The organism is Chryseobacterium sp. (assembly GCF_022869225.1).
Taxonomy (GTDB): domain Bacteria; phylum Bacteroidota; class Bacteroidia; order Flavobacteriales; family Weeksellaceae; genus Chryseobacterium.
In genome coordinates this window covers 650156-664900 of sequence record NZ_JALIHL010000001.1, presented here as the reverse complement: position 1 = coordinate 664900, position 14745 = coordinate 650156, and the positions used below count along the sequence as shown (strand labels likewise).

Sequence of the window (14745 nt, the reverse complement as noted above, 5' to 3'; positions counted from 1 at the left end):
TTTATTCTCAGACATCAACTTTACGATTTAAAATTAGAAGTTAAGCTTTTTTCCAATTCTTTTAATTTGATGTTCAGTTCTACTTTTATATTGAATTGTTTGCACCGGGCAATTTCAGATTTTACTTTTTCCATTTCTTTTCGTAAAGAATCATCCTTCTTTTGTGCCTGAACTAATTCCCAAATATTAGATACATTTGTATTAACTGTTTTTAGTTGCTCACAAAAGTTTTGGAATACCCAATCCAGATCACTTTTTAGTTCTATTGTATATGGATTCTCATTAATGCTTAGCCAAACAGATTTAAAAGTATAGTCAATAACGGCATTATCTTCATCATTCGGATGGAGATGTTTTACAGAGGTGGAAATATAAAACTCCTTATTAAAATCTATTAAAAAAATAATATGATAGGGAATCGCTTTATCAATGATATTAAGGATATCTTTAATTTCTATTTTCTCCTTTAATTCAACTTTAAAGATTTGAATTTCTTTTATTTCTGCATCTTTTAGGTTAATGGTTTCAAAAGAAATTTTATTCAACCAGGTTATTCGTTGTATCTTATTGGCAAATGCTTTTTTTTGCTTAGTATTCGTATAGGCATCAAATGCATTTTTGGGTACAACTTTTTGAACTAATGTAGATTTTGGCAGATTGAACATAGTACTATTTTACAATTAAGAATGAAATCAGCTTGAAATCTTCTACTCCTTTGAACTTATCTTTCATAACATTTGTTCCACCTGATTTAAACAAACTCAAAACTTCTTTTTCATCTTCCGTTTCCAGTATTGTACTGATTGATTTTTTCAGTAATTCAGAATATACAAACATATTGTGATATTCATCCGTTTCTGTGTTAACTTGTTCACATAAAGAAATAATAGGCTCCTGAATGCCTTTGCATAACAACCTTACAGCATCCAGAATTTTTTTAGAATCTATATGATTGAATAATAACTTGCCTTCGTTGTCAATATAAACCAAATAATAAGGATGTAAACGGTTTAGTTTGTTGATGTTAATATTTTCATTGATATTTCTCAATATATAAATCACTCCAGGTTTCAACAATTCCGTAGCTGAAACTACTGCATGAATTCCTTCGGGAATATCGGTTAGTTCTCCATATTGTTTGATATAATTGGATAGGTCAATTCTAAAATCATTCAGTCCTAAGTCTGTAATATCAATACCCTCGCGAAGATCTTCCAAGTCTGTTACTTCATCTTGCAGTTTCTGTAATTGAAGCTTACGATATTCGAGATCTTTCTGATTTTCTTTCAGGATATTATCATCGGCAGTACTCGCCATATCAGAGATCGTCATACGGTCTTCCACACGTTGTTTCAGATTGATGTAATTATCTAAAGTGATGTCTGGCCAGAAATTGACTAATGTGATGGAATCATTTTTAGAACCAATTCGGTCAATTCTGCCAAAACGTTGAATAATACGAACCGGATTCCAGTGGATATCATAATTGATAAGATAGTCACAATCCTGTAAATTTTGACCCTCAGAAATACAATCCGTAGCAATCAAAATGTCTATATCCTCATTGATTGATGGAAATAATAAGGCTTTGTCTTTCGACTTAGGTGAAAAACAAGTTAGCAAAGTATTAAGTTCCGTTGGAATTGTTTTAGTAGTAGCTACTCTTCTTGATCCAGATATAAGTGTTGAATTAATACGATAATTATCCTTAAAATAGGCACTTATGTTTTTATATAAATAGTCTGCTGTATCTGCAAAAGCTGTAAATACAATAACTTTTTTATTGTCTGTATTGATAGGGTTTTGAATCTTATCTTCAATAGTAGTAATTAGTGTCTGTAACTTTAGATCGAGTTGAGGAACTATCTGATTTACCTTCATCAGAAGTTGATTTAATAGGGCTAAATCTTCTTCTAAATCTTCTTTCCATTGTCGACGATCGATATCAGCTAAATGTATTTTTACTTTTTTACCTATTAGGTTTTCTTCATCTCCCCAATTAGCATCCCAATCGAAATTTTCAGATTGCGTATCAAAGTTTTGTTCGGATATGGTTTCCAAACCTTCTTTTGAAATTGATTTTAAAGTTTGTTCTATTTGTGACTTAATACCATTTGTCGTAATCCTAAAAGAGTCAATAGAACTTTCAATACGTTTCAGCATGTTGATACGCATCAATATTTTTAAACTTGTCTCTCGGTCAAGTTGTGTTAATTTACCACTTTTTGTTTTTTTATCGTAACGTTCTGCATATTTTTCCTTCTGACTTGGGAGAATATATTTTAGAGGTGTATACACCGATAAATTTAAGCGGCTTAGTAAATCTGCTATTTCTGTATATGTTATGTTTTTTTCTTGGGTAAGGGCACATTCTCGGGATACAGGCTTGTTTCGTATTGGAAACTTTCCAATATCGGATGTATCATAATAGGTCGTAATATGCTTACGAGAACGTGCAATAGTGAGAGAATCCAGAATTTCAAAAAAATCAAAATCCAGCAAATCCAATAATTTTTCAGTAGTTCTATTGCTAATATCTAGTTTTGACCAGGAATTAAATGCGGATTGCGCTCTTTTGAAAATGACATCTATTCCGTTGTTAGTGTTTAGTTTTTCGTCAATCAATTCTGGGTTGCCTTCATAAGCAAGTGCAAGTTGGTTTTTTAGGTCATTGAAGCGGTTGTTTACCGGAGTGGCAGAAAGCATGAGTACTTTTGTTTCAATGCCTTCACGCATTACTTTTCTAAGTAATGCCTGATAGCGATTTTCTTTTTCCGAATAAGTTAGCCCTGCATTTCGAAAGTTATGAGATTCATCAATTACAACCAATCCATAGTTACCCCAATTGACATTGGCCAAATTACGGCCATTACTTATACCGGATTCCCGGGACAAATCGGTATGAAAAAGTACATCATATCGCAGGCGGTCTTTGGCCAGAATATTATTTTTATCGTTGTGGCGATAGATATTCCAGTTGGCTTCTAATTTTTTTGGGCATAATACCAGAACATCTTTATTACGCATTTCGTAATATTTGATGATTCCTAAAGCGGAGAAGGTTTTACCTAACCCAACACTATCTGCGAGAATACAACCCTTGTATTTTTCCAATTTATTGATAGCGCCAACTACCGCATCTTTTTGAAAATTAAACAACTTGTTCCACACTACGGTATCTTTAAAACCTACTTTATCGTCGGGGAGGTTGTCTAGACTAAGATCATCGAGAAAATCATTAAAAATATTGTAGAGTGTAATAAAATAAATAAATTCAGGACTGTTGTCTTTGAATGCTTTTTCAAAGTATTGTTGGACTTTTTGGGTAACTATTTCTAGGTCCTCCTTATTATCCCAAATCTGATTGAACCAATCTAAATAGGCTTGGCTATTGGGGAAATCTGTTTTCTGAATTAAAGTGGGAAACCCCTTTTTAGGAGTAATCCCAAGATCAGACGTTGTAAAACTGTTGACATTGTTCCAGGAGAACTCTGAATCATCTTCATTTTTGACGTGAATCATTCCTGAAGTCGGAAAAGAGGGCTGCTTGTTGGATTTAAAGATTACTTTTTCTTTTACCCATTTGCTGCATTCTTTAGCAATGGCTCTTTGATTAAGCTGATTACGCAATCGCAATTCAAATTCTCCGCCGCATAGATCTGCTTCTTTGAACAAGTGTGGAATAAAGAATTTTGGAACTTCTTTTTTTAAATTTTCTTGTAAAAATGCAGGAGTGGTAAACACAAATCGCAACTCTTCAACACCCTGTAATTCTTTTCTTAAGGCTTCAAATGCATAAATGGAGAATGAAGAAGCGGCAATAGCAACTTTACTTTTCTTGCTAATGCTCTCTTTTAAATCGTCAATTAAACGGGTATTAATATTGTCAATGTGTTTCATGGTCTGTCTTCGAAATAGTTATTGTAAATTATAAATTATATCACTTTCATCTCACTCTCCGGACTCAATTGTTTTAGTAATTGTTTTACATTCTCTTTAGCAGTATCATCTTTAAAACCTTTATCTCGGAAAACAATACGCAATGGCTTTTCAGCTGCGATTGCTTTGGCAAACGTTTCATCTATATCTTTGCCAAAGCAGCAATATAGAGAATCTCCTGCTACAGTATATACTTCTTTGCCAGCGATGGTTTTACATTCTATTGGTAAAGAAAGCTGTAATCCCCAATCTAACATTACCTGAGTAACAAGATCTTCTGCAGTACGGTCTTCTTTTACATTGTCGGCAAATAGATCCAATGTACCTTGGTTATAATCTTGTGGTTTGTAATAGACGTCCTGCATATTAGAAGTATCTAAACGATATACTCTAAAACCGTAGTCTATATCTGCATTTGTTTCTTCTTTTATTTTGTTGGCTGCACGGCGAATACGCTCTTTGCCAAGTTCAGTAAGTAAATGTGGTTTATTTAGTTTTTCTAAAACATCAATAGCGTTTAACAATGTTTGTTTTGTATTTGTATCTGTAGTTTTTAAGCTTTCATCTAAATCTTCAGGTAGTTGAATCATTATAAATTTCAGATTTCTTTTAAGTATTGAATTAGATTGTATAACTGCATCTGCTGATGTTGCTGAACCTGAAAAAAAATCAAGAATAATACTATTTTCTAAATCAATTGACTCAATGAGGCTTTTTAATAATGATGTTGGTTTAGGGTAAGAGAAAATACTTTTATTTTGAAATAATAGTTCTGTTTCAATACCTCCATCACTTTTTGTACTTATAATTGATCTTAATAACATATTATCTACTTCATGCAAAAATTTTATTGAACTTGGTTGAGTTTCAAGATCCTTTGCAAACCAGATTTTGCCACACATGTAACTTCCATCATGAAGCTCGATTATATTCTGATAATTTACCTCTTGTAAAAATGTTTCTTCTTTCCATCTCCATCCCCTTTCTGGGACTTTTACTGGTTTTTTTAAAACTGGATGCAGAACATCATATTTGGGGCCAAATGTATTTGCATTTGGCCAACTCATATTGATTTTCCCCCATAATCTATAGTTTTCATCTAATGAATTGTATAAGGTTATTCCTCTATCAAATCCCTTCTTTTTATAAAGTTTTTTAATTTCCTTTTCTGCATCACCTATTGAGACTTTGTTCTTTTTTAATTTTTCTGTTAAGTCAAAAATTTCGTCCAGACCTTCTTTAGGCATTTTAAAAATGTGTTCTCGTTCATTATCCTTGACATATATAATTATATACTCATGAATATTACCAATTCCTTTATCATTTTTTGGAACCCTTTTATTCCATGTAATACATTCAATAAAATTTGTTTCACCAAATATTTCATCGCATATTTTTCTTACATTATGAATCTCATAGTTATTAATTGAAATAAAAATAACACCATCGTCTGTTAAAAGATTACGTGCTAGTTTTAATCTTGGATACATCATAGATAACCAATCAGAATGATAACGTCCATTGGTTTCAGGGTTAGCTATCAATTTTTGATTGTATTCATCTTTTTGTCCGCTTTCCAAAAGTTCATCTTCGCCAGCTTTTGCAAAATTGTCTTTATAGACAAAGTCTTTTCCTGTATTATATGGAGGATCTATATAGATCATTTTAATCTTGTTCAAATAACTTTCCTGTAGAAGTTTTAATACTTCCAGGTTATCACCTTCTATATAGATGTTTTCGGTCGTATCAAAATCTACAGAGTCTTCACGCACAGGTCGAAGAGTTTTGGTAGTCGGGATATTTGCTGTTACTATAGCTTCACGCTTACCAGGCCATTCCAGACGGTAACGTTCTTTATTACCTTCTATAATTTCTGTTGATAGTTCCTGTTTCAGTAGATCAAAGTCTATTTTTTTGCCTTCTGCTGTTTCGGTTAAACAATTTGGGAAAAGCGCTCCTATTTTTTCTATATTCAGGCTGGTTATATCTGTGGATTGTAAATCTAATTTATCGTTCATGTTATTTTACTTTAATTGTGCAATGTCTAAGAGTTTGCTATAACTGCTAATGACATCAAATTTTACTTCGCCATTACTAATGGATTTAAAATGTTCTTTGGCGCAATGTATTTTAAGCTGTTCAATGCCCCGCAGATCATTTGCATCATCAGAACCCTTAGTTTCAGCAACAAAATAAATATGCTTTACTTTTTCATTGTCCAAGACAATGGCCCAGTCGGGACTGTAATTGGCAACGGGTGTGGCAATATAAAAACCTTTTGGGAGTTTGGCATATACCACTACTTCGGTTGCCTGCTCAAGATTTTGGGTAAATTCCCGTTCTATTTTAGAATCAGTTTCTAGGAAATCGTAAATATGCTTTTTCAGTAGTTCATCGCTTCGTTGTACATTCTTTACATTTGTAAATACTGTTTTGGCATCAAAATATTCTTCTGTTTTATGATAGGCAATATTGTTAATGATTAATGAGGCTTTTGTTTCATTAATTAATCTAGCACATTTTGCAATAAATTCTTCAGGGTTCTTTCTTAGTAAAAAGAATTTTTCAGAATTCGTCTTTTTTAGGATGTCTACAATAGTGCTTCGCTTCAGATTAGTTAATGCTTCAATTTCACCTACAATATCATAGGCTACCTGTGTGTAAAGGTCGGAAGATAGCTTTTTAGGATCTGTCTTAGTAACTTTAAATGCGGTTCCATCTTTTAAATCTTCTTTATAGATTTCATGCATTTCACCAGTTTTGATTTCGTACTTGCGTTCAGAAATATGTAAATCGGCATTGATGCGTATTTTGCTGTCTTCAATCAGTTTGTCAGTATCAAATTTTACTTCGTATACACTTTTTTTGCTGATTTTTTTCCATAATTCCTGAAACTCTTTTTTAGCAAAATTCTTGTTAACTACTAAAGGAACTGTATTACGATCATCATCAGGTTTGAAGCCTTCACCATTATATACAGTTTGTAATAATTGATTTATGGCTTTTGCGAAAGCCGTTAAATGCTCGGGAACTGGCGCTTCATTTTTTTCAATTTGCTCTTTTCCTTCTGCTGTGATCTTGTCATCTTCGTCCAGAATATCATGTTTATATAAAAACTTATTTAGTTTTTTTGCATCTTCTTCCGTTAGACGAATACTTTCACCCATTTCGTTAGTCAATACTTTTCCAAAGAAGAATTTGGTATCAGCATTTGCAGGTCTGTCTTTCAGGGATTTTGCTATTTCTGTTTGTAATCCTTTTGCAAAGTTCTCATAGCTTTCTGAAGCGATTACAGTTAATATATTAATATTATGAACCTGTTCACCTACTAATTCAAAATCCTGACGAATACCTCGCTTGTCAACTGCCAGACGCATTCCACGACCAACTTCTTGTCTTCTTCTTGTCTGGCTTCCACTATCTACATTTTTCAACGCACAAATTTGGAAAACATTAGGGTTGTCCCAGCCTTCTTTTAACGCAGAGTGTGAAAAGATAAAGCGTGTAGGTTCTTTAAAGCTTAGCAAACGTTCTTTATCTTTCATAATCAGATCATAAGCAGAAGCATCATCTGAATCTTCACTGCCACGTTTGATGGTAGGATCTACAGGCTTCCCTTTTTTGTCAATAGAAAAATAGCCATTATGAACAAGATCTGCATCATCACGTTGCAAATATTCCAAATAATTACCAGGAGCATAGCCTTTATGCATTTTATTGGTATCTGTTTCAATCACATAATCGGTATAGTCTTGATGAAAAAGATCTATGAATTCATTGATTGCATTTTTATACTCTTCTTCAAAGATTTGTACATATTCTCCTGGTTCTTCTTCACCCATTTCATTATACTTTCTATATTTCTCTACTGAGTCAATAAAAAACAGGGATAGAACTTTTATACCTTTTTCAAATAAGTATTTCTCTTTTTGTAAATGAGAAAGAATAGTTTCTCTAATTTGAATTCTACGGAAAGCTAGCTCGTCCTTATCATTAACAATATCTCCAGGATAGATATCCTGTCCGTTGACAACAATTTTGTTCAGGTATCCATTAACTTCTGTTACCAGACAATTTTTGTAAGCAGGTAGTCCACCAGAGGCTTCATATAAATCTGTGCCTTGCGCTATTTTTTCACGCACACGTTTTACACCATTTCCAGCCCTCTGTTCATACTCCAAAAATGCTAGAGGTGGCTTATTAGAACTTAAGCTGATATGTTCCAGATATAAATATCCGGTTGTTCCGCTCGATCCTTTTAAATTGATTCCCTTAACTTGGATTTTTTTAACCAGTTTTCTATTGTAGGCATCCAAAGCATCCAGACGAAATATTTTATTATATTCTTCGGCATGTGTTGCAGAATATCGTAATGTAAACAATGGATTAAAATCCTCCATACTTTTTAGAGTTACCGAACCTACTTTCCCAACAGATTGTGGTTCATCTATAATAATGATGGGTCTTGTTTGAGCAATTATATCTATTGGTCTCCTTGATCCGAAGTGATCCAATTCCTGATGTATTCGTCTTGCATCTGCTCCTTTTGCGGCAAAAGCTTGAGTATTAATAACCATTACACTGATTCGGTTATCTGATGCAAATGTTTCAATATCCTGAGGACGGGAAGAGTTATAGATAAACGGACTTATTTTATGTCCGTAAATTTCCTGAAAATGGTTCTGTGTTAGTTCAAACGTTTTGAAAACACCTTCCCTGATAGCAATACTTGGAACAATAATAATGAATTTACTCCAGCCATATTGTTTGTGTAATTCATACATAGTACGGATATAAGTATAGGTTTTACCTGTACCTGTTTCCATTTCAATAGTAAAATTGTGTCCAATATTTACTCCTTTGACAGTATCAATATTTTTATTTTCTATAAGGTAATATTCTCTTTGAACATTCACTATATTTTCAAATATTTGCTTATCTGTAATTTGTATAGAACTGTTACGATAACCAATTTGTTCTTCAACTTCAAAATCTAGGGTTTGTAGACCTTTAGAAACTTCTTTAGCTTTAAGTAAGATTTCATTAGTTTTTTCAAGAGTAAATTTATTGGTTTTTAGAGCTTGCCCTTCAAAACATTTAACAACTGCGTTAACTGCTTGTATTTGAAATTCTTGCTCTTTAAATTGTAACTTCATGGGGGGGACTGTATATTTTGAAAGGTTAAATATACTAAAAAGGAAATAAAAGTGCTTTGAAATAAACCCTGATTTGTATTTATGTATTTTATAATCAATGTATTATGTTAATGTATTTTTCAATTTGAAATATTGTAATAAATTTATCAAATAGATCTAGATTATTGATTTATTTTCGTCCTACCACACATCCTCCTTTTCAATCTCCACATAGACAAATACACGAAAAACACAGTTAAAACACTCATGAATGTTCCCACTACTTAAGTCAATGATCTGTGTACAGTGACTTTAACTCCCAAACTTCTTCACCCTAATCACCTTCTCCCTTACTTTAATCACAAAAGGTTCAAGGCTTACTATTTTCCCAGCTTCTACTTTAAAAGTATCAGTACAGCGTTCACAATAAGTATTGGAAGGCAGGGAGTTTTTATTCAGTTCAATCCTGTAATTTCCGGAGGGTAGGAAAGAAGCGAATTCCCCGTTGTCATCGGTCATGATATGCTGTACTAATTGATCATTGCGGTAAATATTGAACAAGATACCTCCGGTTTTTGGGGTGAAATCTACTGCTGTTTTGGTATCAAAATCGTAGGTTACCTTTCCCTGGGTAGTTCCGTTTTGATGAAGAGGAATCTCGAGAGCGTAGTGGTGCTTATCTACTGTAAATTCGGTTTCATCATAATACCAGCCTTGCTGGATCACCTGTTTTAAGGTGTATTTGCCATACGGAATGGATTTATAGCTGATATTCCCTGACGGATCGGTCTTAAAAGAAATGGTATTGAGCATGATAAGGTAGCCTGCCGCTTCTTTGTCGCCTTCATCATAGATATTGTTTTCATTCAGGTCATAATAGACAAACGCTTTGATATCGCCTTTCTTGCCCGGGTTCAGGGTGCTGTTCCTCAGGTTAACGGTAACACCGGCTTCAATGGTAAAAAGATTATTGTTGAAATTGCCGGAAGAATAGCTGAACCATGAAGTGTTCAGGTAAACGGCATACCGTTCTCGTGAATATTTCAGGTTGACAAAGCCGGAAGGTGATTTTCCGTATAAAACATCATCCGTATAAGAAAGTCCGGATGTCACGTTCAGTGTCCGGTCGAAAAAATTTTTATTGACAAAAGCTGAAAGGGAAAGTTTCTCGTAGGGAGTGCTTTTGTTCATCAATCTGGAAAAAGCATATTCCGAAAGAAAATAGCTTCCGTGCTGATAAATACCGTTGATCGTAAGCCATTTGTAATTATACGTTCCGCTTACTTTCATCTGGTACTGAAGCTGATCGCTGTCCGGGTAGCGGACCAATCCTGTTTCCATGCTCAGGATAGAGGTATGCTGTTTATCAGGGCTCAGCCAGGTAAGGTATTCGGTAACACGCTGTGCTTTCAGCTGCTTGGTCTCCTCGTAGGGCTGGGCATTGAAAAAATTATTGTAAGAGTTGGAACTTTCTTCCTGGTACTGGTAACCCAATCCCATTCCGAAATGGCCTCTTTTAGGAAAATTGATTCCTGATTCCAATCTTATATTGCTTGAATTCAGGGTGTTGTTATAAAAATAAAATTTAGGCGAAAAATGAGAAACCATGATATTGGCATACACATAATGATCTTTGAAAACCATTGCGGAAAAGTTTTGCTGGATCTGTAAGATTCCTCTTCTGTTTCCGGGATAATAATCTGTGCTGTAGAAATAATTTCCATTCAGGTTTACCTTTCTGATCATCCCTGAATATTGGGATTCCAACGCCAGGGAAGGTTTGGCCTCAGGGGTGTTTTCGTAGAAACTGAGCCCGCTGTAAACCTTTGTATTCATTTTCCAGTCCTTATTGAAAGCATACTGAACGTCTGTTCCTGCCACATGATGCCTTGCCTTTTCATAGGGATCATTCCTGAAAATATAGGTTCCTGAAATATTCCGGGATGCATTTTGTGCCCCGAGGACTCCTCTGGCATAGAATCCATATCCATACTTCAGAAATGAATTTCTCTCAATGAGGCTGTAAGTCTGGTCCACGAAGCCTACTTCTATTTTCTTATCCTTATCCGGAGAGGTAAAGGCATATTCCAGCCCTCTCCCGAACATAGACAGTTCAAGTAATTTATTGATATTCCCAACGGTGAATTCGCTGTTTTCCCGGCGGTAGGTCAGATACGTATTATTGACAATAGGATCACTCTGATGATTCATCGTATAGATATTTCCCCGGATAAAAACATATCCGGAAGGAAGATTGAAGCCCCAGAACCCACCAGCTGATACATATCCAGGTTTTCACCGGCATGTCTGTAGCTTGCGGTAATGCTGTTTTTCGTAAAGTTTGAAAAGGCAGTAGATTCCATATCCTCGTAGCGCTGTACAGAGGAAACATTCTGTATGGAAACACTGGTATTGCCGAATATTTCTTTATCCGGTTCCCTGAAGCCTGCAATATTTACCGAAAGCTGGGTGCTTCGGGTTCCGAGTCTGGAAGGCATAAACCGGAATACAAATACCGAATCTTTCTGTACCCCGATACTTCCTTTCTGCTCTACAAATGCATTTCCCTGATTAGCTTCGGGAATTTTAAATACGATGGTCACACGCTGTTTTCTGTTGCCCAGATTGGAAACCCTGGTCCGCACCTCTACCGAATCAGTAGCTTTATTCATATAGATAACAGGATTTTCTGCGGTGATGCGCATGGCGTTATTTTCTGCTACCGTGTACAGGGTCTGTTTTTCAGCAACGGTTGTATTCTGCTGGTCCGCAAGCCGGAAAACAAGCCGGGATTCTCCTGAACCGGCATTGCTGCTGACCAATATTTTTACGGGTAAGAAAAGATGCTCTCCGGATTTCATTTCAACCTGGAGGTTATTGCCTGAAATATTCCTGAAACCTGCGGGGATATTAATTTCGACCTTACCTTTGAAATCGTGTGCCCCCTCGTTGTTCAACACAATGATAAGATCCAGGATACCGGCTTTATCAGGCCTGGATTCATTACGGATATCAAGGCTTAGCCCGGAACTGTTCTGTGCCGGAATCCATATCAGAAATGAAATCAAAAAAACGGAAAGGATTTTTTTGAACAGGTCTTGAAGCATAGGTTTACTGGGGAATGATCTCGTATTGGAGGGTCGTGGAATATTCTTCTGATTTGGCATTAATCACCCTCTCGTCATTAGCCTTGGTAGAGTATCTTATATCGTAGTACACACTGGAGCCTCCGGTAGAACCTCCTGTAGCAATAAGCTGGGGAGAAGCACTCAGCAGGACAGGGTATACATTGCCCTTGTTTCCTGAAACGGGGCTGAGATTCAGCTTTACTGTTTCCAGAGGAATAGAATTTCCGGCAGGAGAGCTAAACTGCCCCTGAAGAGACCGTAATTTGATCTGGTAATTGGTATTGCTGCTTACGATCAGTGCATTGGAGTAGGTTACACTGACTCCGTTGATATAGTCGTCCATGCTTTTAAATTCCAGTGATCCATTGACCGCTTTTGCAGAAAATTTAAGGGAGAGTTCCGGGATATCTGTCGGGGTTCCGCTAAGGGCCCCAATCTGGAACTGAAAATTATGATCCGCTTTTCCGATAACATTATTGTACTGGTCATATGCAGTGAACTGTACGGGAGCTATAAAGCTGATCCAGGAAGGATAGCTTCCTAGGTAGGATCCTCCGGTAACATTCATGCTGTATTTCAGTTGGAGGCTGTAATAGCCGTTAGGCTGCATAGGCTGATTATATAAAGGAGCATTCGACTGCGGAACCAAAAAGACTTCCTGCTTTTCCTGAAGAAAAACGTTCAGAGGCATTCCGATCTGGGGAAGGGTAGGGACGGGTCCGGGATATGCCTGCCCCGAGGAAGAAACCGGCTGGAACGAAATTTTGTTGGTCGGTATTGTATACTGGCCGTCTGTAGAGGTAATGGGCTGTTTCAGCCTCACTGAGATTTTCCAGTACGGGATATTAAACTGGCCGTTGCCTGCCAGGGTAAAAGTATAGGCATCAGGATTGGTATTCCCGCTGTAAGAGTTGATCTGTAAATAGCTGTTCACCCATGAGGTGTAATTTACCTGCGAGAAACAGTTCAGGGAAACCAGCAGCAAAAGGCAGAAGAATTTTTTACTATTCATAACTGAAGCTTAATTCTCCTAATTCCAGGTTGTTGCTGTCTCCGTAATCGATCATCACAGAAGCGGTATACTTTCCTTTTTCAAGGCCTGCCGGAAGTGGAATGTTCATTTCTCTTTTGTTTCCGGGCATAGTGTAAAAAATGACCGGGTCCAGCGATATTTTTTTCCCGTTTTGTGTATTGACAAAGTCTGTATATATTTTTCCGTCCGCCCATACGTCTCCATGGTTTTCAAAAAAAACATTGACTGTATTGGTGGATTTTCCGTACACCAGGTTCTGGATTTCAAGTTTTTTTATTTTAGCGGCAGGAAGCTTATGGAACAGTTTGATCCCTGAACGGATGCTTACTTTGATATTTGCCCCTTTATGGTCTACATCATCCACCGGGTTCATCTGGCTTACATATAAAACAGCCGTATGGGCATCCGGCTGGTTCGGAAGAGCATTGGGTACGGTAATGGTCACATCAATATCTTTTTTTTCTCCTGGAGCCAGGGTAAAGTAGTTGTCCTCCTTTTTTACAGAAATCCAGCTTGTGCAGGAAGAAGGAAGGGTATTGGCGGGATACATTACGTTCTCTCCTTTGCTGTCATACTCCCAGTCTCCCAGGCTTACGGCGAGATCCAGGGAATTCTTCGCGCTTACATTCGTTACCGTTATTTTCTGAGTATTGCTGTTTCCGTTACCCGACTCAAAATACAGTCTGGGAGGAGAAACTGAAACTCCTGTCTGTGCGTATCCATAAAAAGATGATAAGAAGAGAATGCTAAAAAAGAGAAAAAACAGTCTGTTCATTACGGATCATTAGTTTTTAGTGAGGATAAAGTGCTGCCATAGACCACAACACTTTATCTTTACATGGATTTTATATTTTATTGGGAAATAATCGTATATGTAAGCTCAGTAGTATATACAGTAGGATCTTGTCCGGCAATGTAATTATCCAGGTAAGCATTAGCTCCGGCACCTTTATATTCAATATTGATCTTTTTGTCTACTCCTCCGTTAGCAGAACTTACCAAAGTGGTTTCATTGGCAGATAACTGTACATTTTGTGCATATTGGGCACCATTTACAGCTTCAGAACCGGCACTTGCCTTGATCTGTATCGTGTTTGCCTGAATATTTTTAGCACCATTCTGTAGGGCAGCGTTAGCACTCTTTACTTTTACCTGAAATCCTCCGGTACTGTAAATGCTTAAATGATCTGCATTGACAGAGGATACCCCGTTAGCATAATCGTCTTTAGTAACATAGTCTAAATTTACGATTTTCTGGGCATTGTTGATAACAAGAGTCTGAATAGGTTTCAGTCTTACGTTCAGCGTTACGTTTTGTGCTTGTAATGTTGCGAATCCCAATAGAGCAAAAGATGCTAAGATCAACTTCTTCATAGTTTTAATGATGTTTTTTTGTATTAATAATTTTTTTAAATTGCGGATGCAAAGGTAGATACAAAGAACATCAGCGCTTTTGTGAAAAAACACTTATCATTTGTGAATTTTTACGGGCAAATTTATAATCAGCAGA

At 36.1% G+C, this 14745-nt stretch carries 9 protein-coding genes; all 9 read right to left on the bottom strand.

The annotated features are described in order from the left end of the window. Positions 1 to 20: 20 nt before the first annotated feature. Positions 21 to 665 (bottom strand): DUF4391 domain-containing protein, encoded by a 645-nt coding sequence (locus MUW56_RS03110; RefSeq protein WP_292011814.1) that lies wholly within the window; start codon positions 663 to 665, stop codon positions 21 to 23. A 4-nt stretch (positions 666 to 669) separates the two neighbouring features. Next, positions 670 to 3900 carry a helicase-related protein gene (locus MUW56_RS03105; protein ID WP_292011813.1) on the bottom strand — a complete coding sequence of 1077 codons (3231 nt, stop codon included), beginning with the start codon at positions 3898 to 3900 and terminating at the stop codon, positions 670 to 672. A gap of 35 nt (positions 3901 to 3935) precedes the next feature. Next, entirely contained in the window at positions 3936 to 5957 is a 2022-nt protein-coding gene (locus tag MUW56_RS03100) for a site-specific DNA-methyltransferase (RefSeq protein ID WP_292011812.1), read from the bottom strand. 6 nt (positions 5958 to 5963) lie between these two features. Continuing rightward, entirely contained in the window at positions 5964 to 9095 is a 3132-nt protein-coding gene (locus MUW56_RS03095) for a DEAD/DEAH box helicase family protein (protein WP_292011811.1), read from the bottom strand. Between the two features lie 291 nt (positions 9096 to 9386). Beyond that, on the bottom strand, positions 9387 to 11285 hold the full coding sequence (locus MUW56_RS03090; protein WP_292011810.1) for a hypothetical protein: 1899 nt from the start codon (positions 11283 to 11285) through the stop codon (positions 9387 to 9389). After that, a complete protein-coding gene (locus MUW56_RS03085; RefSeq protein WP_292011809.1) occupies positions 11282 to 12142 on the bottom strand; it encodes a hypothetical protein in 861 nt (286 codons plus the stop codon). Before MUW56_RS03085 ends, MUW56_RS03090 begins: the two co-directional genes overlap by 4 nt. Positions 12143 to 12185: 43 nt before the next feature. Continuing rightward, positions 12186 to 13214 (bottom strand): hypothetical protein, encoded by a 1029-nt coding sequence (locus MUW56_RS03080; RefSeq protein ID WP_292011808.1) that lies wholly within the window; start codon positions 13212 to 13214, stop codon positions 12186 to 12188. Beyond that, positions 13207 to 14010 (bottom strand): molecular chaperone, encoded by an 804-nt coding sequence (locus MUW56_RS03075; RefSeq protein ID WP_292011807.1) that lies wholly within the window; start codon positions 14008 to 14010, stop codon positions 13207 to 13209. Before MUW56_RS03075 ends, MUW56_RS03080 begins: the two co-directional genes overlap by 8 nt. A 77-nt stretch (positions 14011 to 14087) precedes the next feature. Further along, positions 14088 to 14609 (bottom strand): hypothetical protein, encoded by a 522-nt coding sequence (locus tag MUW56_RS03070; protein WP_292011806.1) that lies wholly within the window; start codon positions 14607 to 14609, stop codon positions 14088 to 14090. Positions 14610 to 14745 lie beyond the last annotated feature (136 nt).